Source organism: Pseudomonas sp. LjRoot277, from assembly GCF_964253845.1.
In the GTDB taxonomy this organism is placed as follows: domain Bacteria; phylum Pseudomonadota; class Gammaproteobacteria; order Pseudomonadales; family Pseudomonadaceae; genus Aquipseudomonas.
Genome location: NZ_CAXURI020000001.1, coordinates 1,275,980 through 1,297,038 on the forward strand (window position 1 = coordinate 1,275,980; position 21,059 = coordinate 1,297,038).

Sequence of the window (21,059 nt, forward strand, 5' to 3'; positions counted from 1 at the left end):
GCCTCAGTCTGTGGTCGCCAGCGCCGGTACGGGCGCAGGTTTGGGCCTATGGAATAGCCGCTCAAGCCACAAGTATATGACCGGAGTGGTGAACAGCGTCAGCGCCTGGCTCACCAGCAAGCCGCCGACCACCGCGATCCCCAAGGGCTGGCGCAATTCGGCGCCGGTGCCGTAACCGAGCATCAGCGGCAGGGCGCCGAGCAGGGCGGCGAGGGTGGTCATGATGATCGGCCGGAACCGCGTCATACACGCCTCAAAGATCGCCTCTTCGGGAGGCAAGCCACGGTTACGTTGGGCGTCCAGCGCGAAGTCGATCATCAGGATGCCGTTCTTCTTGACGATGCCGATCAGCAGCACCAACCCGATCAGCGCCATGATCGAAAAGTCCTGCCCGCAAATCCACAACATGATCACCGCGCCGAGCCCCGCCGACGGCAGCGTCGAGATGATGGTCAGCGGATGCACGAAGCTCTCGTAGAGCACGCCAAGAATGATGTACACCGCCACTAGTGCCGCCAGAATCAGCCATGGCTGGCTGGCCAGCGAACTCTGGAACGCCTGGGCCGCGCCCTGGAAATTACCGCTGATGGCCGCCGGCATGCCGATGTCGGTCTTGGCCTGATTGAGCATGATCACCGCATCGCCCAACGCGACGCCGGGTGCCAGGTTGAACGACAGGTTGGCCGCCGGGAACATCCCGTCGTGAGCGATGGACAACGGGCCGATGGTTGGCGCATCGAATTTCGCCAGGGCCGACAGTGGCACCATTTCCCCGCTCAGCGGCGAACGCAGGTAGAAATAATTGAGACTTTCGGCCTTGCCGCGCTGCTTGGTGTCCAGTTCCAGAATCACGTTGTACTGGTTGGTCTGGGTCTGGAACTCATTGATCTGCCGCTGGCCGAAGGCGTCGTACAACGCTTCGTCGACATCGCTGGCGGTCAGGCCGAAACGCGCGGCGGCGCTGCGGTCAATGCTGATGTGGGTGATGCTGCCACCCAGTTGCAGGTCGTTGGAAATGTCACGGAACGCCGGGTTGGCGCGCAGTTTTTCCGTGAGGCGCTGGGTCCAGGTGCTGAGGATCGCGCCGTCGTTGCTCTTGAGCACGTATTGGTACTGCGCGCGACTCGGGCCGGAGCTGAGGTTGATGTCTTGCCCGGCGCGCAGGTACAGCACGATGCCCGGGACTTTCATCAATTGCGGGCGAATCCGGTCAATGAACTGGCTGGCGGACACATCGCGGTCACCGCGTTCTTTCAGCGAAATCCAGAAGCGGCCGTTGGCGATGGTCTGGTTGCTGCCCGAAACACCGACCGAATGGGAGAACGTCTCGACGGCGGGATCGGCGGCGACGATCTCGGCCATCGCCAGATGTTTTTTCACCATTTCGCCGTAGGAAATATCGGCGGCTGCTTCGGTGGTGCCGAGGACGAAGCCGGTGTCCTGTACCGGGAAGAAACCCTTAGGAATGAAAATGTACCCGGCGACCGCTAGGCCGAGGGACAGGCCGAACACACCGATCATCAATTTCTGATGGGCGAGGGCGCGGCGCAAGCCTTTCTCATACAGCGCCAGCAAGCGTTCGCCGAAACCAGGTTTACCGTGGGCGTGATGCACCGGCGCGCGCATGAATAGCGCGGCCAGAGTCGGCGCCAGCGTCAGGGACACCACCACGGAAATCATGATGGTCGAGGTGGCGGTCAGGGCGAATTCCTTGAACAGCCGCCCGACCACGCCGCCCATGAACAGCAACGGAATAAACGCCGCTACCAGCGAGAAGCTGATCGAGACCACGGTAAAGCCGATCTCGCCGGCACCCTTGATCGCCGCCTCGCGCATGCCGACGCCAGCCTCCAGGTGACGGTGAATGTTTTCCACCACCACAATCGCATCGTCCACCACAAACCCGACGGACACCACGATTGCTACCAGTGTCAGGTTATTCAGGCTGAAGCCCATGATGTACATCAGGGCAAAACTGGCGATCAGCGACACACCGAGCACCGACGCCACGATCAGGGTCGCCGACAACTGCCGCAGGAACAGCGCCATCACCGCCACCACCAGCAGGATCGCGATCAGCAGGGTGACTTCCACTTCATGCAGCGAAGCGCGGATGGTCTGGGTGCGGTCGATCAACACTTTGACCTGCACCGAGGCCGGCAGCATGGCCTCCAGCGTCGGCAGGGCCGCTTGAATACGGTCCACGGTCTCGACGATGTTGGCCCCCGGTTGCCGGAAAATCACCAGGTTCACCCCCGGCTGACCGTCAGCCCAGGCCTGGATGTAGGCATCTTCCGAACCGTCGACGACTTTGGCCACATCCTTGAGATGAACCGGTGCGCCGTCCTTGTAGGAAACAATCAGCTGACCGTATTCCTGGGGGTGGAACAATTGGTCGTTGGTGGACAAGGTCGAAATGCTCGACTCGCCGTACAGCGCACCCTTGGCCAGGTTGAGGCTGGTCTGCTGGATCGCCAGGCGAATGTCCGCCAGGGTCAGGCCAATGGCGGCGAGTTTGTCCGCCGACGCCTGCACGCGAATCGCCGGACGTTGCTGACCGGTGATGTTGATATTGCCTACGCCGTCGATCTGGCTGATCTGACGGGCGAGCAGAGTTTCCACCAGGTCACTGACTTCGGTGCCGGGCATTTGCGGCGAGTTGATGCTGAGGATCAGCACCGGACTGTCGGCCGGGTTGACCTTCCTCCAGTTCGGCAGGTTCGGCATGTCTTTGGGCAGTTTGCCGGCGGCGGTGTTAATCGCGGCCTGGACTTCCTGCGCGGCGGTGTCGATGCTTTTGTCGAGGGTGAATTGCAGGGTCAGAATGGTCGAACCCAAGGCGCTGCTCGAGGTCATTTGGGTCATGCCGGGAATGGCACTGAATTGCACTTCAAGCGGCGTGGCCACCGACGAGGCCATGGTTTCGGGGTTGGCGCCGGGTAGTTGCGCGGCCACCTGGATGGTCGGGAATTCCGCTTCCGGCAGTGGTGCAATCGGCAACCGCGGAAAAGCGATTACCCCGAGCAACACCAAGGCAAAGGTCAGCAGGACCGTCGCCACCGGATGATCGATGCACCACGCGGAAACCGAGCCATGTCCCTTCATGGTTTCGGCTCCGATTGCACCACTTGCGGTGGGTCGGTCACTACCTGCACGGTCGAGCCAGGTTTGAGCCGCGACTGGCCGTCGCTGACCAGCACATCACCCGGTTTCACGCCTTTGATGAGGTCCTGGCCGCTGCCTTGATAAACCATCTGCACCTGAACGGCTTCGACCTTGTCGCCATTGACCCGGTACACAAAATGTTGATCGAGCCCGCGTTGTACGACAGTGGGCGGCACCACCAGCGCATCTTTATCCAGTGCTGTTTGAATCTTTACCGTTACCAGCAGGCCCGGCCAGAGTTTCTGTGCGGGGTTGGCGAATTCAGCCTTGGCGCGGATGGTCCCGGTGTTGGCGTTGATCTGGTTGTCGATCAGGGTCAAATGACCTTCGCCGAGCAGATTGCCGGTTTCGCCGTCAGTGTCGGCGCCGATGTAGGCCTTCACTTGTGCACGTTGTGGGTCGCCGATCAGACCCTGCAAGGTCGGCAGCATTTGCTGTGGCAGGGAGAACTCCACGGCGATCGGGTCGATCTGGGTCACCGTGAACAGGCCTTGAGCGTCGGTCATGCGCAGGAAGTTGCCTTCATCCACCGTGCGAATACCGACGCGGCCGGTGACTGGAGAGCGAATCTGTGTGTAGGAGAGCTGCACCTGTGCGGCGTCGATCGAGGCCTGGTTACCTTGGGCGGTGGCTTTGAGTTGGTTGACCAGGGCTTGTTGCTGGTCATAAGTCTGTTTGGAAACGCCGTCGTCCACGCTCAATAGCTTGTAACGCTTGAGGTTGACCAACGCGACTTGCAATTGCGCCTGACTTTCGCCGAGTTGCGCCCGGGCCTGATCGAGGCTGGCGCGGATCGAGCGGTCATCGATGGTGGCCAGCAGGTCGCCTTTGTTCACCAGTTGGCCTTCCTTGACCAGGATTTTGGTGAGGATGCCGTCGATTTGCGGACGCACTACCACGCTGTGCAGCGACAGCACCGAGCCGATGCCGCTGACGTAGCGGGGGACATCTTTTTCGACGACGTTCACTACCCGAACGGGGATCGCAGAGGGCGCGGTCAGTTTGGTGGTAGCGGGCTTGATGGCGTACCACAGGCCCAGCGCTGCCAGAACGATCAGAAGGGCTGCGAGCAGGGCGGGGTTTTTCTGAATTCGCATGCGAGTGGGGCGCCGGGGCTGGGTGGTTGGAGCTTTTTCAGGTTTATACCTTCCTTTATAAACCTGTTCGCCCGTCAAGAAGGTGACTGCTAACTGACGGCGCTGTCAGTTTGGACCTCTGCGGATCGGCGTCGATCCCCGTAGGAGCTGCCGGAGGCTGCGATCTTTTGATCTTGGCGGCAGGTAGCCGACCAAGACACAAAACCCGACGGACTCGCTTACGGCTTGAAGCTTGCTGCTTCCGACACAGGTATACTGCCGCCTTTCGCGGCTCGCTGACCGGGCCCGACTCTATGGCATCACCCGGAGCTTTCATGACTTCCCCGACACAACCGCCGGTTGCCGACGCTTTGAGCGACGACCAGGCAGACCTGCCAGACAGCGTCGACTCCAGCGCAGACAGCGAAACCAAGGCCGCGATCCCGGCGTTCAAGTTCCCGTTCAAACCGGGTGAGTTGGCTGGAGCGAAGAACGCCAGCCAGCCCTGGTACAAGAATGGCGCCAAGAATGGCCATACCAAGACCCCCGGCGCCGCGCCTCCCGGCACTCGTCGCTCAATGGGTAAACGCTGACTGTCAGGCATTTTGTTGAGCGGTAATTGTTCTTCCTGTCATTGAGATAGTTCCTACAAAGATGGGCGATTCGTCCTCTGGGTAAGTCGGTGGCCACTCGTCGAAGATTCATGCCCATGAATTTTCGATGAAGGCCGCCAAAATGTCTCTGGTAAAAACCCTCTCTCTACTGTCGCTGGTGGCCCTGACCACTGGCTGCATGTCGTCTGTGCCCGATCCACAGATCCGTTTCGGTGTCGAAGCGCTGGTTCCGCCGTTCGAGAGCCGTAACGACAAGGGTGAGCTGGTCGGATTGAACGTCGAGTTGGGCAACGCGCTGTGTGCCGAACTCAAATCCCGCTGTGTCTGGGTTGATCAGGATTACGCGACCAACATTCATGCCCTTGAAGCCAACCGTTTCGACGTGATCATGCCGATGACCGCCACCTCTTCGCGTCGCGAGCGGGTTGATTTCACCGAAGACCTGTATCCCTTGAGTAACCGTCTGGTGGCTCGTGTGGGCTCGAATCTGCAGCCGGATGCGCAATCACTCAAGGGCAAGCGTGTCGGCGTCCTTGCGGGCACAAGTCGCGAGGCTTTCGCCAAGGCTCGCTGGGCGGCGGCCGGGGTGACGGTGCACAGTTTCAATTTCAACAACCAATTGGTCGCCAGCCTGCTGGCGGGTGAGCTCGACGCGACCCTGCAAGACTCGATTGAAATCACCCAGGCGCTTTTAAGTCAGCCTCAGGGGCAAGGTTTCGATTTTGTCGGTCCGGCGCTCAAGGACCCCATGCTGGGGAGCGGTGTGGCCATGGCTGTGCGAAAAACCGACACCCTGCTGCGCGATAACCTGAATGCGGCGCTTGAGCGTCTTAAGCAAAATGGCCAGTACCAGGCGATTACCCAACGTTATTTGCCGCCCGCAGCGCCAGACTCACCACGCTACTTTCCGAATGAGGAAGGTCTGGCATTCTCCGATGCGGTGCAGGTCGGCGAGACCATTTACCTTTCCGGGGTGCTCGGCCTGGGGGCTGATGGTGAACTGGTGAAGGGCGGCATCGGCCCGCAGACGACCCAGGTCATGGAGAACTTGCGTACCGCGCTGCAACGCAGCGGTTCGTCCCTGGCTCAAGTGGCCAAATGCACGGTCATCCTTGCCGACATAAGGGATTTTTCCGCCATGAATGCTGTGTATCGCAGTTTCTTTCCAGCGGATCGTTTGCCCGCACGTACAACGTTTGCTGGCAAGTTGGTCGAGAACGCGCAGGTAGAAGTGGAATGTCTGGCGGTGACGGCCAGCTAATTCTTTTGACGACGAGCCACTGCGCAACGGGATTGCGCAGTGGTTCCGAAGCCTTGCGTCTTAGGCTGCCCGCAACGAAATAAACGCATAGTTCACTGGCGTATCTGTCACCACTTGCGCACCGGCCGCCTGCACTTGCCCGGCGATGTCCTCGCCCGACACATGAAACAACCAGTCAGCGCCTGACCCGACCACTGGCTGAGCCGCAACCTGATCGATGACCCTCGCAAACGCGGTCATGTCCGGCAGATAAGCGGTGAACCCATCACCCTTCAACGCTGTAGTCCGAATCCCCAGCAGCGCGCAAATCGCATCCTTGGTCCGAATGTCATCGCGATCCGCCTGACGGGAACGCTGGATTAATCCGACCAGTTCCTGATCCACCAATTCACCACCCACAATCAGATCCGGTCCCTTTTCCCACGACTCGGGAGGACATTCCTTTACGGCGGTGTTCAGGGGAATGTGCGGATTGATTTCCATCGGGTAGATGCGGCACACCAGCGGCCGGCGTTCGTAGATACGGCAGAGGTTGTCTTCGTCAAGATTCTGGCAAGGACCGACGTTGTAGGCGGCAAAGGTGATGGCTATGTACGCCTCGGATGCGCCGCTTCGAACCCTCACCGAACGGCGTTCGGCGTGTTCGCGTTGCTGCACTGGCAGGCCCAGGCCATTGCCCAGGAAACCTTCCACCAACACGATCACCTGACCGCCATCGGCCGCCCACATCCGGGCTTCGGGCAGGGTCAGGGGCACGTGGTGGTCGTTGCAGCATTTGCCACAGCCTACGCAGGAAAACGTCGTATTCATTGAACGGCCAGTCGCATAAAAGGACATGAAACGGCGACAGAATGCCACCGCAAAGGCCGCTATCGAAGCAAGTTATGCGCCAGTCACTGCGCCTTGCTGCAACTGGCGAGCACCGCTTTGTCGTAAGCGGCCCAGGCGTCGGAGCTGGAGGCGTGGGCCTGGGTGGCGAGGGCGGCGAGGCAGAAGAAAGTCAGGGTGACAGCTTTCATGGGACAGGCATCCTTGGGCTTGTGTTGGCCGAGGTTGGAGTATGCCTCAAGAGGTTTGGATTGGCCGATGTCAGGCCGGAACCGGTTCCCGACGGATCACACGCATTCCGGCGTTTTCATACAAACGCCGCGCCCGAAGGTTGTCTTCCAACACCTTCAAATCCACAAAACCTTCGCGTCGTTGCTGAAATATCTTGAAAGCATGTAGCAGCAACGCGCGTCCTGATCCTTGCCCCTGAGCTCGTGGATGCACCACCAGGTTTTTGATGTAGGCACTTGTCCAGCACTGGCACACGCCGACGATACCTTCGGCATCCAGGGCAATGAAGCACAGGCTCGGATCATATTCAGGATCGGTTTCAAAACGCTGTTGCCAGACGTCCAGTGCCGGCACGCGACCGCCACCTTGTTGATAACCCAGTTCCATCAAACGATGAACGGCTTCAGCCAGATAGGGGCGGTAGTCGCTGAGGACGATTCCCTGAGGCCAAGTGATCGCAGGCACAACTTCAGCGAGGTTGCGCCGCATCAGAAAGCAGAAGTCCTTGCTCAAGCCTCAATGACCTTGTTCAGCGACCGCCTTGGCCGCTTCGATCAGGCACTTGGTCAGTTCTGGCGAGGAGAACTTGGTCAACACCGCGTTCGCGCCGGCAAGACGGGCCTTTTCGCTGTTCATCGCGCTGTCCAAAGAAGTGTGGAGCAACACATAGAGGTGCGAGAAATCCGGGGTTTCACGCAAGGTTCGGGTGAAGGCGTAGCCGTCCATCTCCGACATTTCGATGTCCGAGACGATCAGGTTGATCTGCTGGGCCGTGCCTTGCAGATCCAACAGGCAGTCGATGGCTTCCTTTGCACTGCGGGCGGTGTGGCATTGCAGGCCGAGGTTGCGCAGGGTATGCACCGATTGCTGCAACGCCACCTGGCTGTCATCGACCACCAGAATCCGCGCGTTGCCGAGTACTTCAGCGTCTTCCATGCTCAGTTCGGTCGGGGCCGTTTCGATCTGCGCCGGGGCGATGCCATGGATGACTTTTTCGATGTCCAGGACCTGTACCAACGTGCCGTCGACCGAGGTCACGCCCGTGATGTACGAACGCACGCCGCCAGAGCCAAAGGGCGGCGGACGGATGTCGGTGGTCAGGCAGTGGACGATCTTGCTCACGGCTTGAACGTGCAAACCCTGCTTGGAGCGGCTGACATCGGTGACGATCAGGCAGCCACCGTTCGGGTCTTCCAGCGGTCGTTCGCCGATGGCACGGCTGAGGTCGATCACCGACAACGAGGCACCGCGCAGGGTGGCGATGCCTTTGACGTGTGGGTGCGACTCCGGCAGCTTGGTCAGCGGCGGGCAGGGAATGATTTCACTGACTTTCAGCAGGTTGATCGCCATCAGCTTGCCGCTGCGCAAGGTAAACAGCAGAAGCGAAAGTGAATCTGCGCGGGCTTTGTTTGAAGACATAAAAACCTTCTGTGGAAAAAGGTGATGGGCGACCGCGAGGATCGCCAGCAGCTATCGATGCCGGGTTATCGACTTGTTGTGGGCAGGCTTTAGGCCAAATGCCTACCCCCTGGTCAAACGGTGAACCCTGTGGCGAGGGAGCTTGCTCCCGTTGGAGTGCGAAGCACTCCCAAAATAGGCATCGTGTTATATCTGGCAGTACGCAATCGCTGGTAGTGCGGCTGCTGCGCAACCGAGCGGGAGCAAGCTCCCTCGCCACAATAACCGGGTTACTTCATGCCGAGGCGTTTGGCCATCCGCCCAAGATTCGCCCGATCCAAGCCTAGCTCACGCGCCGCGCTCGCCCAATTGTTATGGTGCCGTTCCAGACAGGCGTCGATCAGTCGACGCTGATAATCCTCGGTCGCTGCCCGCAAGTCTCCCGAGACCAAAGCAGCAGGGCTGACAGGGGCTGGCTCGGTTGTAAGCTCAACGCTGCCAGTGGGCAAATCCAGATCCGCCGCGCTCAAACTCAGAATCTTCGGCCGTTCCTTGCAATTACCCAGCGCCTTCAAGGCACTGCGGCCAATCAAATGCTCCAGCTCGCGCACATTTCCCGGCCATGCATACGCCAGCAATGCAGCCTGCGCATCGCTGTTCAGGCGCAGGCTGTTGAGGCCCATGCGGGAGCGGTTTTGCTCCAGGAAGTAGCCGCTGAGCAACAGCACATCCCGCCCACGGTCACGCAGTGCTGGCACCAGCAACGGATAAACGCTCAGGCGGTGATAGAAGTCGGCACGGTAGCGGCCGCTGCGCACTTCCTCGGCCAGGTCGCGGTTGGTCGCGGCGATCAGACGTACGTCGACCAGATGCTCTTTATCCGAGCCCAATCGCTGAAGCTGACCGCTTTGCAGAACTCGCAGCAATTTGGCCTGGACGGTCAGGGACAGCTCACCGACTTCATCGAGAAACAGCGTGCCGCCATTGGCCAGTTCAAACTTGCCGCGTCGATCGTTCATCGCACCGGTGAAGGCGCCGCGGACGTGGCCGAACAGTTCGCTCTCCACCAGCGTGTCCGGCAGCGCGGCACAGTTGAGGCTGATGATCGGCTTGTCGGCCCGAGGCGATGCGGCGTGGATGGCTTGGGCGACCAGTTCCTTGCCGACCCCGGTTTCGCCGGTGATCAGCACGGTCAGATCGCTGCCGCCCACCAGATTGATTTCTTCCACCAGCCGTTTGTGGGCCTTGCTCTGGCCAATCATCTCGCGGTTTTGCTGGCCGCTGGCTTGTCGGTAAACCTCGGCACGCTGGTGTTCGTCTTCGACACGATTGGCCAGGCGTTCGATGCGCTCGGCGGCGTTGACCGTTGCGGCGGCGAGGCTGGCGAAGGCTTCCAGGGCGTCCAGTTCGATCGGTTCGAAGCGCTCCGGATCGAGTGCGTCGAGGGTCAGCAAACCCCACGGACGCTCATCGATAAACAGCGGGCAACCCATGCAGTCGTGGACTTCCAGATGATCATCGAGGCCATCGACCAGTCCGTCGTAAGGGTCGGGCAAGTCGCTGTCGGCGGCGAAACGGGTCGGACCGTGGCTGCTGAGCAGCGCTTCGAAACGCGGGTGTTCGCTGACTTTGAAGCGTCGGCCGAGGGTGTCGGTACTCAACCCGTCGACGGCCAGTGGCACCAGCCATTCGCCATCGAGGCGCAGCAGTGCGGCAGCATCGCAGGGGAGCAGGGCGCGCATGGCTTCAAGCAAGCGCCGATAACGCTCGCCTTCGGGGAGTTCGCGGGACAGGTCGGCGACCAGTGGCAGCAGGGTGGTGAGCAAGGCTTTTGCAGTCATAGTGACTCCGTGTAGTCGGTATGACTATAAGTCAGGGTGTGTCGATATGACTATAAAGAATTTAACATATTGATTTATAAGGTTTTATTTTCTGGCACGGAAACTGATAAGTACAAGGCAATCAGTTAGCAATCCAAGTAGTTCAGGAGTCGCCTTATGCTTAGCGTTCAAGACCGTGCAATCGTCAAATCCACCGTGCCCTTGCTGGAAAGCGGTGGCGAAGCGTTGATCACTCATTTCTACCGCATGATGCTGTCCGAGTACCCGGAAGTCCGTCCGCTGTTCAACCAGGCTCACCAAGCCAGCGGTGATCAGCCGCGCGCTTTGGCCAACGGTGTTTTGATGTATGCGCGTCACATCGACCAACTCGACCAGTTGGGCGACCTGGTGGCCAAGATCATCAACAAGCACGTGGCCCTGCAAATCCTCCCGGAACACTACCCGATTGTCGGCGCCTGCCTGCTGCGAGCCATCTCCGAAGTGCTGGGCGACGAGATCGCCACACCTGAAGTGATGGCCGCCTGGGGGGCTGCTTACGGTCAATTGGCCGACATCCTGATCGGCGCCGAAACCAGCATCTACGACCAGAAGGAGCAGGCACCGGGCGGCTGGCGCGGGGCGCGGGAATTCATCGTGGTGGCCAAGGTCGAGGAAAGTGCGGAAATTATTTCGTTCTACTTCGAACCAGCGGACAAAGGCCCGATTCTGGCGGCAGAACCTGGCCAGTACATCGGTATGAAACTGATCCTCGATGGCGAAGAGATTCGTCGTAACTATTCGCTGTCGGCCCTGGCCAACAAGGGCCAGTACCGGATCAGCGTTAAACGTGAAACCGGTGGTCGCGCCTCCAACCATCTGCACGATCAACTGCATGTTGGCGCAAAAATTGAGTTGTTCCCGCCATCGGGCGAATTCACCCTGACCGACAGCGATAAACCGCTGGTGCTGATCAGCGGCGGCGTGGGCATCACTCCGACGCTGGCGATGCTCGAAGCGGCGCTGGCGACCGAACGGCCGGTGCACTTTATCCACTGCGCGCGTAACGGTAGCGTTCATGCTTTCCGCGACTGGATCGATGGCTTGGCCGAGCGTCACCCGCAACTCAAGCGCTTCTATTGCTACGACGAAGATGATGGCGTGAGCCCGGCGGCGCACAAGGTTGGCCTGTTGAGCCAGGAGCAACTGGGCGAGTGGTTGCCGCAGCAACGCGACCTGGACGCTTACTTCCTCGGACCTAAAGGCTTCATGGCGGCGGTCAAGCGTCACCTGAAAGCGCTGGGTGTACCGGAGAAGCAAAGCCGTTACGAATTCTTCGGGCCGGCTTCGGCACTGGAGTAACGCTGTGGCGAGGGAGCTTGCTCCCGCTGGGGCGCGAAGCGGCCCCACTCTCTAACTGAAAAGAAGGGGACTGCTGCGCAGTCCAGCGGGAGCAAACTCCCTCGCCACAGGTTTCAGCCCTTCAGTTCTTTCAAATGTTTGTACACCGTCGCCCGCCCCATGTTCAGCACGTTCGCCACATAGTTGGAGGCGCTTTTGCCTTTGAAGGCGCCTTCGGCGTGCAGTGCCAGCACCAGTTCGCGCTTATGGTCACGGGTCAGCAGGTTCAGGCTCAGCTGACGCTCGCGCAGCCAGGCGTGGAGGAAGGTATTGATCCGCTCCTGCCAGTCATCGCGAAACAGCGATTCCGGTTGCGGAATCAACTTGCTCGGCGACAGGAATAGATCCAGTGCAGCCTTGGCATTTTCGAACAACGAAATATTCAGATTAATGCACAGCACCGCCAGCGGATGACCTTCGCTGTCGCGCAGCACACTGCTCAGGCTGCGAATCTTCTGGCCATCCCAATTGAGCTTTTCGTACGGCCCGATGTTTCGTTCGTTGATCTCTTCGCTGAGCATGTCCTCCAGCGCCGAGTCGTCACCGATTTCCCGTTTGGACAGGTTGTTGGCGATGTAGTCGACCTTCTGTGTGCGCAGATCGTGCAGCACCACCTCGGCGTGAGGAAAGAACAACGTGGCGATGGCATCGGCGATCGCGCGGAAGTTGTCCAGCGGCGAGCTCTTCAATGCAGAGTCATCACCGGCTGGTTCTTGTTCTTGGGCGTTCATAAAGTGGAGCTCCAGACAGCATCAGCGCCCCGTCAAAAAAGGGCGCTGGAAGTTTGCCGCAATCGTGTCGACACGTCACCTGGGTCCGAAAGTCAGCCCAGTCGTGTCGGGGAGAGCATCTGGGTGTTCAGACCGAAGCGAGTCAGTTGCTCGGGCAAGGCTTCACCGCGCACCAGTGCAGCGCTGGCCTGGCCCATGGCTGGCGAGGTCTGAATACCATAACCGCCTTGTGCCGCTACCCAGAATAACCCCGGCACCTGCGGATCGAAACCGGACAGCAAATCACCGTCGCTCACGAAACTGCGCAAGCCGGCCCAGGTGCGGGTCGGACGGCGGATGGTCAGGGTGGTGGCTTCTTCGATCTGGTAGATGCCCATTGCGATGTCCAACTCTTCGGGCTGAACGTCGTGCGGTTCCACCGGGTCGGCGTTGGCTGGCGAGCCGAGGAACATTCCGGCGTCGGGCTTCATGTAGAAGGATTCGTCGAGGCTGACCAGCATTGGCCAGTGGTGGATGTCCACGCCCTCGGGGCCGGCGAAGATGAATGCCGCACGGCGCTTGGGTTGCAGGCCCAGAGGTTTGGCACCGGCCAGCTCGCCGATTTTGTCGGCCCAGGCGCCTGCCGCGTTGATGATGATCGGGGCGCTGAAGGTCTGACCGCTGGTTTGCACGTGCCACATACCTTCGACGTCACGGGTCAGGCCCATGACTTCGCTGTCGGTATGAACTTCACCTTTGTTGCGTCGGATACCGCGCAGGTAACCCTGGTGCAAGGCATCGGTATCGATGTCGCTGGCAGTCGGGTCGTAAATCGCACCATGGACTTTTTCCCGGCGCAGAATCGGCAGGCGCACGCAGGCCTCGTCGGCGCTGATTAGCTGCATCTCCGGCACCGTGGCTTTGGCGCTCAGGTATTGATTGTTCAGCTCGTCCGGGTCACCGGTGAAGTCCACGGTCATCTCGCCACGCGGGGTCAGCAGCGGGTGTTCGCAGAAACCGGCCGGCGGCGCGTCGAAGAAGTCGCGGCTGGCCTGGGTCAGCGCCCGAACTTGAGGCGTGCCGTAGGCGGCAGTGAACAGTGCGGCTGAACGTCCGGTGGAGTGGTAAGCCGGATGGGACTCGCGTTCGAGCACGATCACTCGGGCGTGCTGCGACAACCAGAAACCGGTGGAAGCGCCGGCAATCCCGCCGCCAATGATAATGAAATCTGCCTGGCTCATGAACGTCTCCTGATGGGCGCAAATGCCAAATGTGTAGATGATCCTTGTGGGAGCGGGCTTGCTCGCGAAAGCGGTGTGTCAGTCGACATCATCGGTGAATGTCAGACCGCTTTCGCGAGCAAGCCCGCTCCTACAGGGTTTGTGGTGTTAGTGCTGTAGGCGGTAGATGGCATTGGCCAGCGCGATGTCTTCCAGGCCCAGACCAATGGAGCGGAAGAACACATGACGGTCGTAGCCAGGGCGCTGCACTTTTTCGCTGAGCAGATCGGGCAGGTCGCCGATGATCGCGTTTTTGTCCCAGCCATGTTGTTCACCGGCAATCAGCATCTCGCCGGCCGAGCCCGGGGTGGTCAGGCGATAATCGCAGAACACTTGCATGTCATTGAGGCTCTGCGGCGGCACTTCGTGGGCACGCGGCGCGTTGGTGCTGATGGAGGTGATCAGCGCCGGTTTGCTCAAGCTAGACGGGTCGATCACCGGTCCTGCGGACGAGGTGCAGAGCATGATTACGTCGGCGTCTTGAACCGCTGCTTCACGACTGTCGACGATGGTCAGCCGATGATCGAGACTTTGGAGCTGCGCCAATACCTCGGGATTCTTGTCGCTCAGGCTCGGCGAGTAGAGGCTGATGCTCTGCCAGTCGCGCAGACCTTTGACGTAGTGCAGGTGCGCCTGGGCGACCTTGCCGCTGCCGATGATTGCCAGGCGTTCGGCCTTGAGCGGGGCGAGGGCGTCGACCGCCACTGCGGTTGTTGCGGCGGTGCGTGCCGTGGTCAGTTCACCGGCGTCGCAGAGCAACAGCGGCTGGCCGGTCTGCATCGACATCAGCAGCGTCCAGGCGGTCACCAGCGGGCCTTGTTCACGCACGATGTATGGCGAAGTCTTGACCCCGTAAACGCCGTCTTCGGCCAGCACACCCAGGTAGTTGATGAAGTCGCCAGCGCCCTGCGGGAACTCCACCAGTTGCTGCGCCGGTTGCACAGCTTGCCCGGCGGCCAGGTCGCGGAACAGTTTGCGCAGGATCTGAGGTACGTCGACCTGCGCCAGCAGCTCGCGGGCCTGAGGTTGGGTGATCACGTAAGGCGTACTGGACATGGTCGGCTCCGGGAGCTGGAAGTAAACTAATTTGTCCATTATGGACTTTTAGTTGTCTCGATCAATGTCCGGACGAAAAAAAAGCGCAGTCCGTTGCCGGCTGCGCCTCTTTTAATGCGACCCGCGTTACGGGCGCTTGCGCTCAACCGCCCGCAGCAGATGCGTCGGTGGCGTTTCGCAGCTGATCTTGCGACCCAGCAGCGCCTCGATGGACGGTAGCTGGTAGGAGTCGTCTTCACCGGCAAAACTGATGGACACACCATCGGCGCCGGCACGACCGGTACGACCGATGCGATGCACGTAGTCGTCCGGGACTTCCGGCAGGGTGAAGTTGATCACGTGGCTGATACCGTCGATGTGAATGCCGCGACCGGCCACATCGGTGGCGACCAGGACGCGGATCTTGCCTTCGCGGAAACCTTCCAGGGTCTTGATGCGCTTGTGCTGCGGCACGTCGCCGGAGAGTTGCGCGGCGTTGACTCCGTCACGCACCAGGCGTTCTTCGATGCGCCGCACTTCATCCTTGCGGTTGGCGAACACCATCACCCGCTCCCAACCGTTGTCGTTGACCAGGTTGTAGAGCAGTTTGTATTTGTCGGCACCGGCGACGGCGTAGATGTGTTGCTCGACGTTTTCGCTGGCCACGTTCTGCGACTCGATCTCGACGATCGACGGGTCGGTGGTCCATTGCTTTGCGAGGTTCATCACGTCTTCGGTGAAGGTTGCGGAGAACAGCAACGTCTGACGCTCGTTCTTCGGCGGGGTCTGGCGAATGATCTGACGCACTTGTGGGATGAAACCCATGTCGAGCATCCGGTCGGCTTCGTCCAGGACCATGACTTCGACCATGTCCAGGTGCACGTCGCCGCGCTGGTTGAAGTCGAGCAGGCGGCCCGGTGTGGCCACGAGGATGTCGCAATGACGGGCTTCGAGGTGCTTGAGTTGCTTGTCGAAGTCCATGCCGCCGACAAACGTCATGACGTTGAGGCCGGTGTATTTGGTCAGGTCGGCTGCGTCCTTGGCAATCTGCACCACCAGTTCACGGGTCGGTGCAATGATCAGCGCCCGCGGCTCGCCCATGTAACGCTCTTTCGGCGGCGGAGTTTCCAGCAACTGGGTGATGATCGAAATCAGGAACGCTGCGGTTTTGCCGGTGCCGGTCTGGGCGCGACCGATGGCGTCTTTGCCCGCGAGGGTAAAGCCCAACACCTGAGCCTGGATCGGCGTGCAATACGGGAAGCCCAGGTCCTGGATGGCGTGCATCAGTTCGGGGGCGAGTTTGAAATCGTGGAATCGGGTTTTGCCTTCCTGGGGTTCGACGGCGAAGTCTTCGAGTTTCCAGGGGATAACCGGTGCTTTTGGCTTCGGTTCGCGACGCGGTCGGGCAGGTTTCGCAGCTTCGCTGCTCGGTTCTTCAGAGGCCTGAGCCTCAACGGGTTGGACGGCCGGTGTGGTCATCGGCTCGTGCTTCGGTACCGCTACGGTTGCGGTCCGGCCAGACTGATTACCGTCGGTGCGGTGGCTGGGATGGTGAGACGGAGCGCTGGAGACTGGCGCGAGCTGCTCAGTCTCGCTTTTACCGAACATTTTCTTGAGTGCTTTGAGCACGGTCATCTCATCAATTGGTTAAGGAATATACGCCGGCCAGTGTAATGCAAGAATCGGGCGCGGCGTAGTGGGATGGATCAATGGGCTGCTTTTCACCTAAACAGTTAACGCAAGCGCTCGGCGAGCCAGACACCAATGTCGCGAATTTCCTCGGGTAACACTTCGTGACCCATTGGGTATTCCTGCCATGTCACGGTGACACCATGCTGCTTTAAATACTCGTAGGCGGTGCGGCCCATGGAGTTTTGAACGACGTCATCGTACTGGCCGTGTAAAGACAGCACGGGAATGCGCTGCTGGCTGGCGGAAAGCTCCAGTTCATCGCTGAAGGTCGGTGCATAGGTCGAGAGGGCAAGTACGCCACCCAACGGCCCCTGCCATTTCAGAAAGGCTGTGTGCAATACCACCGCGCCACCTTGGGAAAAACCAGCAAGAAAGATGCGCGAGGCGTCTATTCCGCCGGCCTTCTGCTCTTCGATCAAATCAAAGACCCGTTGTGCGGACGCTTCCAGCTGCTCGCGGTTGATCGCGCGCGCGGGGCTCATGGCCAATATGTCGTACCAGCTCGGCATCTCGTAACCACCATTGATGGTCACGGCGCAGGTCGGTGCCTGGGGGAGAACGAAGCGGGTGGTCAGCAGGCTTTCCTGCAACACCTCGGCCACCGGCAAGAAGTCATAGCGATCGGCGCCCAGGCCGTGCAGCCAGATAACGCAGGCATCTGCGGGCTTGACGGGCTGAAGAATCAAGGGCTCGGTCATGGTTGCTCCAATGTTGTGCAGGCGCTCTCATTGAGTGCGAGGTCTAAGGGCGTGCCTGGTTGATCAGTTAAGAAGATGTCGCAAGGCTACAAGTTTTGCTATTGACCTGTCGCTAAATCGCTTCAGCGAGCGGTCTGGTACGGGCTTTGCTATGGGGAAACGGTGCAACCCATCTCGCGCCTTGCGGTAACACTATCAGTGTACTGCTGGCGGTGGGATAGCAAAGAATCCGGTGATGGATGTTCGCCAGTGGCCGCTACGGGCTTCGCGAACGTGAAAGGGCTACAGCCCGTTCGGCCGATTGGTGAGAAGTGAGTTGTCCATGATGTGGATTTTCTCCTACTAGACTCATAGCGCAGGTCTTACGTCGGTTGACCCCAAAAAAAGCCAACACGGGTCAACAACGCCTCATAAGGGTGCGACTGGACTCAAGCTCCGACACAACAAGAGCAAAACTGGAGGTTTGAATGAAGATGTTGAAATCCACCCTGGCTATCGTGACTGCAGCCGCAGTACTCGGTGTCAGTGGGTTCGCTCAGGCGGGTGCAACCCTGGATGCAGTGCAGAAGAAAGGTTTCGTACAGTGCGGCGTCAGTGACGGTCTGCCTGGTTTCTCGGTACCGGACTCGACTGGCAAGATCATCGGCATCGATGCTGACGTCTGCCGCGCTGTGGCCGCTGCCGTTTTCGGCGATGCGACCAAGGTCAAATTCAGCCAGTTGAACGCCAAAGAGCGCTTCACCGCGCTGCAGTCCGGCGAAATCGACGTGCTGTCGCGTAACACCACCTGGACCAGCTCCCGCGATTCGGGCATGGGCCTGGTGTTTGCCGGTGTGACTTACTACGACGGCATCGGCTTCCTGGTGAACAACAAGCTGGGTGTGAAGAGCGCTAAAGAGCTCGACGGCGCCACCATCTGCATTCAAGCCGGTACCACCACCGAGCTGAACGTTTCCGACTACTTCCGCGGTAACGGTCTGAAATACACCCCGATCACCTTCGACACCTCCGATGAAAGCGCCAAGTCGCTGGAATCCGGTCGTTGCGACGTGCTGACCTCCGACAAATCCCAGCTCTACGCACAACGCAGCAAGCTGGCGACCCCGACCGACTACGTCGTTCTGCCGGAAACCATCTCCAAGGAGCCTTTGGGCCCGGTCGTGCGTAAAGGCGACGAAGAGTGGTTCAGCATCGTCAAGTGGACCCTGTTCGCGATGCTCAACGCTGAAGAAATGGGTATCACCCAGAAAAACGTTGAAGCTGAAGCCAAAGCCACCAAGAACCCGGACGTTGCTCGTCTGCTGGGCGCTGACGGTGAATACGGCAAAGACCTGAAAGTGAAGAAGGACTGGGTCGTTCAGATCGTCAAGCAAGTGGGTAACTACGGTGAAGTGTTCGAGAAAAACCTCGGCAAGGGCACTCCACTGGCCATCGACCGCGGGCTGAACGGCCTGTGGAACAACGGCGGCATTCAATACGCACCACCAGTGCGCTGATGGTTCTATCACCCGGTGGGCCAACCACCGGGTGATGTTCTGTTCCATTATTTGCGGGGCACTTCATGCAAAATTCAATCGGCGCACCAAAGCAGAGGCTCAGCCTCAGCGATCCAAAAGTGCGTGCGTGGCTATTTCAGATCATCACCATTGTGGCGGTGGTCTCGATGGGCTGGTATCTGTTCGACAATACGCAGACCAACCTTCAACACCGGGGCATTACCTCCGGCTTCAGCTTTCTGGAGCGCAGTGCCGGTTTCGGCATCGCTCAGCACCTGATCGACTACACCGAATCGGACACGTATGCCCGGGTGTTTGTCATCGGCCTGCTCAACACGCTGCTGGTGACCTTCATCGGCGTGATCCTGGCGACGATCCTCGGGTTCATCGTTGGTGTGTCACGGCTGTCGAAGAACTGGATCATTGCCAAGCTGGCGACGGTGTATGTAGAGGTTTTCCGTAACATTCCGCCGCTGCTGCAAATCCTGTTCTGGTACTTCGCGGTGTTCCTGACCATGCCGGGGCCACGCAACAGCCATAACTTCGGTGACACCTTCTTTGTCAGCAGTCGCGGCCTGAACATGCCGGCCGCGTTGACGGCGGACGGTTTCTGGCCGTTTGTGGTCAGCATCGTCGTGGCCATTGTCGCCATCGTGCTGATGAGCCGCTGGGCGACCAAACGCTTCGAAGCGACCGGTGTACCGTTCCACAAATTCTGGGTCGGTCTGGCGCTGTTCTTTGCGATCCCTGCGCTGTGCGCATTGATCTTTGGCGCGCCCGTGCACTGGGAAATGCCGAAGCTGCAAGGCTTCAACTTCGTCGGTGGCTGGGTGCTGATCCCGGAACTGCTGGCGCTGACCCTGGCCCTGACGGTGTACACCGCGGCGTTCATTGCCGAGATCGTGCGTTCGGGCATCAAGTCGGTCAGCCACGGCCAGACGGAAGCGGCGCACTCGTTGGGGTTGCGCAACGGTCCGACCCTGCGCAAGGTGATCATCCCGCAAGCCCTGCGCGTGATCATTCCACCGCTGACCAGCCAATACCTGAACCTGGCGAAGAACTCCTCGCTGGCGGCCGGTATCGGTTATCCGGAAATGGTCTCGTTGTTTGCCGGTACGGTGCTGAACCAGACCGGGCAGGCGATCGAGGTGATTGCCATCACCATGAGCGTGTACCTGGCGATCAGTATCAGCATTTCCCTGCTGATGAACTGGTACAACAAGCGCATTGCGCTGATCGAGCGGTAAGGAAAAGCGCATGACGACTCATACTTTCAAGCCTGACATGCCTCCACCGAACAGAAGCATCGGTGTGGTGGCGTGGATGCGCGCGAACATGTTCTCCAGCTGGCTTAACACCTTGCTGACCCTGTTCGCGTTCTATCTGATTTACCTAGTGGTGCCGCCGATCCTGAGCTGGGCGATCCTCGATGCCAACTGGGTCGGCACCACGCGCGCCGACTGCACGAAGGAGGGCGCCTGCTGGGTGTTCATCCAACAGCGCTTCGGCCAGTTCATGTACGGCTACTACCCGGCAGACCTGCGCTGGCGCGTGGACCTGACCGTGTGGCTGGCGGTCATCGGCGTGGCACCGTTGTTTATCTCGCGCTTTCACCGTAAAGCGGTGTATGGCCTGAGCTTCCTCTTCTTGTACCCGATCATTGCCTACTTCCTGCTGCATGGCGGCCTCTTCGGTCTGAGCACCGTGGCGACCAGCCAATGGGGCGGGCTGATGCTGACCCTGGTGATCGCCACCGTCGGTATTGCCGGTGCGTTGCCGCTGGGGATCGTCCTGGCGCTGGGCCGTCGTTCGAACATGCCGGCGATTCGTGTGGTCTGCGTGACTTTCATCGAGTTCTGGCGCGGCGTACCGTTGATTACGGTGCTGTTCATGTCCTCGGTGATGCTGCCGTTGTTCCTGCCTGAAGGCATGAACTTCGACAAACTGTTGCGGGCACTGATCGGCGTGATCCTGTTCCAGTCGGCCTACGTGGCCGAAGTGGTGCGTGGCGGTCTGCAAGCGATTCCCAAAGGTCAGTACGAAGCGGCTGCAGCGATGGGCCTCGGCTACTGGCGCAGCATGGGCCTGGTGATTCTGCCGCAAGCCCTGAAGCTGGTGATCCCCGGCATCGTCAACACCTTCATCGCGCTGTTCAAGGACACGAGCCTGGTGATCATCATCGGCCTGTTCGACTTGCTCAACAGCGTCAAACAAGCCGCCGCCGACCCGAAATGGTTGGGCATGGCCACCGAAGGCTATGTGTTCGCGGCCCTGGTGTTCTGGATTTTCTGTTTTGGTATGTCGCGCTATTCCATGCATCTGGAACGCAAGCTCGACACTGGCCACAAGCGTTAGGA

General features: G+C 59.8%; 18 protein-coding genes. 6 read left to right on the plus strand and 12 right to left on the minus strand.

Features of this window, described 5'->3' with window-relative positions:
• Nucleotides 1–3 precede the first annotated feature (3 nt).
• Nucleotides 4–3,105 carry a multidrug efflux RND transporter permease subunit gene (locus tag ACSQ87_RS06060; protein ID WP_436273534.1) on the minus strand — a complete coding sequence of 1,034 codons (3,102 nt, stop codon included), beginning with the start codon at nt 3,103–3,105 and terminating at the stop codon, nt 4–6.
• Complete coding sequence (locus ACSQ87_RS06065) at nt 3,102–4,262, minus strand: efflux RND transporter periplasmic adaptor subunit (protein ID WP_223429679.1); 1,161 nt, start codon at nt 4,260–4,262, stop codon at nt 3,102–3,104. The genes ACSQ87_RS06060 and ACSQ87_RS06065 overlap by 4 nt, the downstream gene beginning before the upstream one ends.
• Before the next feature lie 314 nt (nt 4,263–4,576).
• Here ACSQ87_RS06065 and ACSQ87_RS06070 point away from each other — a divergent pair, with 314 nt between their 5' ends.
• Together ACSQ87_RS06070 and ACSQ87_RS06075 are read left to right on the plus strand one after the other, a co-directional pair.
• Nucleotides 4,577–4,834 (plus strand): hypothetical protein, encoded by a 258-nt coding sequence (locus ACSQ87_RS06070; protein ID WP_150654724.1) that lies wholly within the window; start codon nt 4,577–4,579, stop codon nt 4,832–4,834.
• A gap of 142 nt (nt 4,835–4,976) precedes the next feature.
• On the plus strand, nt 4,977–6,116 hold the full coding sequence (locus ACSQ87_RS06075) for a transporter substrate-binding domain-containing protein (RefSeq protein ID WP_223429753.1): 1,140 nt from the start codon (nt 4,977–4,979) through the stop codon (nt 6,114–6,116).
• 60 nt (nt 6,117–6,176) lie between these two features.
• Here ACSQ87_RS06075 and ACSQ87_RS06080 read toward each other — a convergent pair whose 3' ends face one another.
• From ACSQ87_RS06080 to norR, 5 genes are all read right to left on the minus strand, one after another.
• Nucleotides 6,177–6,926, minus strand: a complete 750-nt coding sequence (locus tag ACSQ87_RS06080) for a YkgJ family cysteine cluster protein (RefSeq protein ID WP_436273535.1) — start codon at nt 6,924–6,926, stop codon at nt 6,177–6,179.
• A gap of 83 nt (nt 6,927–7,009) precedes the next feature.
• Nucleotides 7,010–7,135 (minus strand): hypothetical protein, encoded by a 126-nt coding sequence (locus ACSQ87_RS06085; protein ID WP_436275128.1) that lies wholly within the window; start codon nt 7,133–7,135, stop codon nt 7,010–7,012.
• A 70-nt stretch (nt 7,136–7,205) separates the two neighbouring features.
• Nucleotides 7,206–7,664, minus strand: coding sequence for a GNAT family N-acetyltransferase (locus ACSQ87_RS06090; RefSeq protein WP_436273536.1), 459 nt, complete (start codon nt 7,662–7,664; stop codon nt 7,206–7,208).
• 27 nt (nt 7,665–7,691) lie between these two features.
• A complete protein-coding gene (locus ACSQ87_RS06095; protein ID WP_008147551.1) occupies nt 7,692–8,594 on the minus strand; it encodes a chemotaxis protein CheV in 903 nt (300 codons plus the stop codon).
• Between the two features lie 269 nt (nt 8,595–8,863).
• Nucleotides 8,864–10,414, minus strand: a complete 1,551-nt coding sequence (gene norR, locus ACSQ87_RS06100) for a nitric oxide reductase transcriptional regulator NorR (protein WP_150654727.1) — start codon at nt 10,412–10,414, stop codon at nt 8,864–8,866.
• Nucleotides 10,415–10,570: 156 nt separating this feature from the next.
• On the opposite strand from norR, the gene hmpA reads away from it, so the two are divergent.
• Nucleotides 10,571–11,752: an NO-inducible flavohemoprotein gene (gene hmpA / locus ACSQ87_RS06105; protein ID WP_223429682.1), complete on the plus strand. Its 1,182-nt coding sequence runs from the start codon at nt 10,571–10,573 to the stop codon at nt 11,750–11,752.
• Nucleotides 11,753–11,865: 113 nt separating this feature from the next.
• Here the strand turns inward: hmpA and ACSQ87_RS06110 are convergent, their stop codons facing one another.
• From ACSQ87_RS06110 to ACSQ87_RS06130, 5 genes are all read right to left on the minus strand, one after another.
• On the minus strand, nt 11,866–12,522 hold the full coding sequence (locus tag ACSQ87_RS06110; protein ID WP_223429683.1) for a helix-turn-helix transcriptional regulator: 657 nt from the start codon (nt 12,520–12,522) through the stop codon (nt 11,866–11,868).
• 92 nt (nt 12,523–12,614) lie between these two features.
• Nucleotides 12,615–13,742, minus strand: a complete 1,128-nt coding sequence (locus ACSQ87_RS06115; protein ID WP_436273537.1) for an NAD(P)/FAD-dependent oxidoreductase — start codon at nt 13,740–13,742, stop codon at nt 12,615–12,617.
• Nucleotides 13,743–13,889: 147 nt separating this feature from the next.
• On the minus strand, nt 13,890–14,837 hold the full coding sequence (locus ACSQ87_RS06120; protein WP_436273538.1) for an ornithine cyclodeaminase family protein: 948 nt from the start codon (nt 14,835–14,837) through the stop codon (nt 13,890–13,892).
• Nucleotides 14,838–14,963: 126 nt separating this feature from the next.
• Complete coding sequence (gene rhlB / locus ACSQ87_RS06125) at nt 14,964–16,451, minus strand: ATP-dependent RNA helicase RhlB (protein ID WP_095130527.1); 1,488 nt, start codon at nt 16,449–16,451, stop codon at nt 14,964–14,966.
• Between the two features lie 98 nt (nt 16,452–16,549).
• Entirely contained in the window at nt 16,550–17,206 is a 657-nt protein-coding gene (locus ACSQ87_RS06130) for an alpha/beta hydrolase (protein ID WP_436273539.1), read from the minus strand.
• Nucleotides 17,207–17,673: 467 nt separating this feature from the next.
• Here ACSQ87_RS06130 and ACSQ87_RS06135 point away from each other — a divergent pair, with 467 nt between their 5' ends.
• From ACSQ87_RS06135 to ACSQ87_RS06145, 3 genes are all read left to right on the plus strand, one after another.
• The gene (locus tag ACSQ87_RS06135; RefSeq protein ID WP_223429687.1) at nt 17,674–18,702 is read left to right on the plus strand and encodes an amino acid ABC transporter substrate-binding protein; all 1,029 of its coding nucleotides are present in this window, start codon (nt 17,674–17,676) and stop codon (nt 18,700–18,702) included.
• Nucleotides 18,703–18,767: 65 nt separating this feature from the next.
• On the plus strand, nt 18,768–19,949 hold the full coding sequence (locus ACSQ87_RS06140) for an amino acid ABC transporter permease (protein WP_223429688.1): 1,182 nt from the start codon (nt 18,768–18,770) through the stop codon (nt 19,947–19,949).
• A 10-nt stretch (nt 19,950–19,959) separates the two neighbouring features.
• Nucleotides 19,960–21,057 carry an amino acid ABC transporter permease gene (locus ACSQ87_RS06145; protein ID WP_223429689.1) on the plus strand — a complete coding sequence of 366 codons (1,098 nt, stop codon included), beginning with the start codon at nt 19,960–19,962 and terminating at the stop codon, nt 21,055–21,057.
• Nucleotides 21,058–21,059 lie beyond the last annotated feature (2 nt).

Excerpts from the sequence above, each read along its gene's own strand:
- ACSQ87_RS06090 (WP_436273536.1), bottom strand. The coding sequence starts at position 7,664 with ATGCGGCGCAACCTCGCTGAAGTTGTGCCTGCGATCACTTGGCCTCAG.
- ACSQ87_RS06085 (WP_436275128.1), bottom strand. The coding sequence starts at position 7,135 with ATGAAAGCTGTCACCCTGACTTTCTTCTGCCTCGCCGCCCTCGCCACC.
- ACSQ87_RS06140 (WP_223429688.1), top strand. The coding sequence starts at position 18,768 with ATGCAAAATTCAATCGGCGCACCAAAGCAGAGGCTCAGCCTCAGCGAT.
- norR (WP_150654727.1), bottom strand. The coding sequence starts at position 10,414 with ATGACTGCAAAAGCCTTGCTCACCACCCTGCTGCCACTGGTCGCCGAC.
- ACSQ87_RS06080 (WP_436273535.1), bottom strand. The coding sequence starts at position 6,926 with ATGAATACGACGTTTTCCTGCGTAGGCTGTGGCAAATGCTGCAACGAC.
- ACSQ87_RS06135 (WP_223429687.1), top strand. The coding sequence starts at position 17,674 with ATGAAGATGTTGAAATCCACCCTGGCTATCGTGACTGCAGCCGCAGTA.
- ACSQ87_RS06075 (WP_223429753.1), top strand. The coding sequence starts at position 4,977 with ATGTCTCTGGTAAAAACCCTCTCTCTACTGTCGCTGGTGGCCCTGACC.
- ACSQ87_RS06145 (WP_223429689.1), top strand. The coding sequence starts at position 19,960 with ATGACGACTCATACTTTCAAGCCTGACATGCCTCCACCGAACAGAAGC.
- ACSQ87_RS06110 (WP_223429683.1), bottom strand. The coding sequence starts at position 12,522 with ATGAACGCCCAAGAACAAGAACCAGCCGGTGATGACTCTGCATTGAAG.
- ACSQ87_RS06070 (WP_150654724.1), top strand. The coding sequence starts at position 4,577 with ATGACTTCCCCGACACAACCGCCGGTTGCCGACGCTTTGAGCGACGAC.
- rhlB (WP_095130527.1), bottom strand. The coding sequence starts at position 16,451 with ATGACCGTGCTCAAAGCACTCAAGAAAATGTTCGGTAAAAGCGAGACT.
- ACSQ87_RS06120 (WP_436273538.1), bottom strand. The coding sequence starts at position 14,837 with ATGTCCAGTACGCCTTACGTGATCACCCAACCTCAGGCCCGCGAGCTG.
- ACSQ87_RS06130 (WP_436273539.1), bottom strand. The coding sequence starts at position 17,206 with ATGACCGAGCCCTTGATTCTTCAGCCCGTCAAGCCCGCAGATGCCTGC.
- hmpA (WP_223429682.1), top strand. The coding sequence starts at position 10,571 with ATGCTTAGCGTTCAAGACCGTGCAATCGTCAAATCCACCGTGCCCTTG.
- ACSQ87_RS06065 (WP_223429679.1), bottom strand. The coding sequence starts at position 4,262 with ATGCGAATTCAGAAAAACCCCGCCCTGCTCGCAGCCCTTCTGATCGTT.
- ACSQ87_RS06095 (WP_008147551.1), bottom strand. The coding sequence starts at position 8,594 with ATGTCTTCAAACAAAGCCCGCGCAGATTCACTTTCGCTTCTGCTGTTT.
- ACSQ87_RS06115 (WP_436273537.1), bottom strand. The coding sequence starts at position 13,742 with ATGAGCCAGGCAGATTTCATTATCATTGGCGGCGGGATTGCCGGCGCT.
- ACSQ87_RS06060 (WP_436273534.1), bottom strand. The coding sequence starts at position 3,105 with ATGAAGGGACATGGCTCGGTTTCCGCGTGGTGCATCGATCATCCGGTG.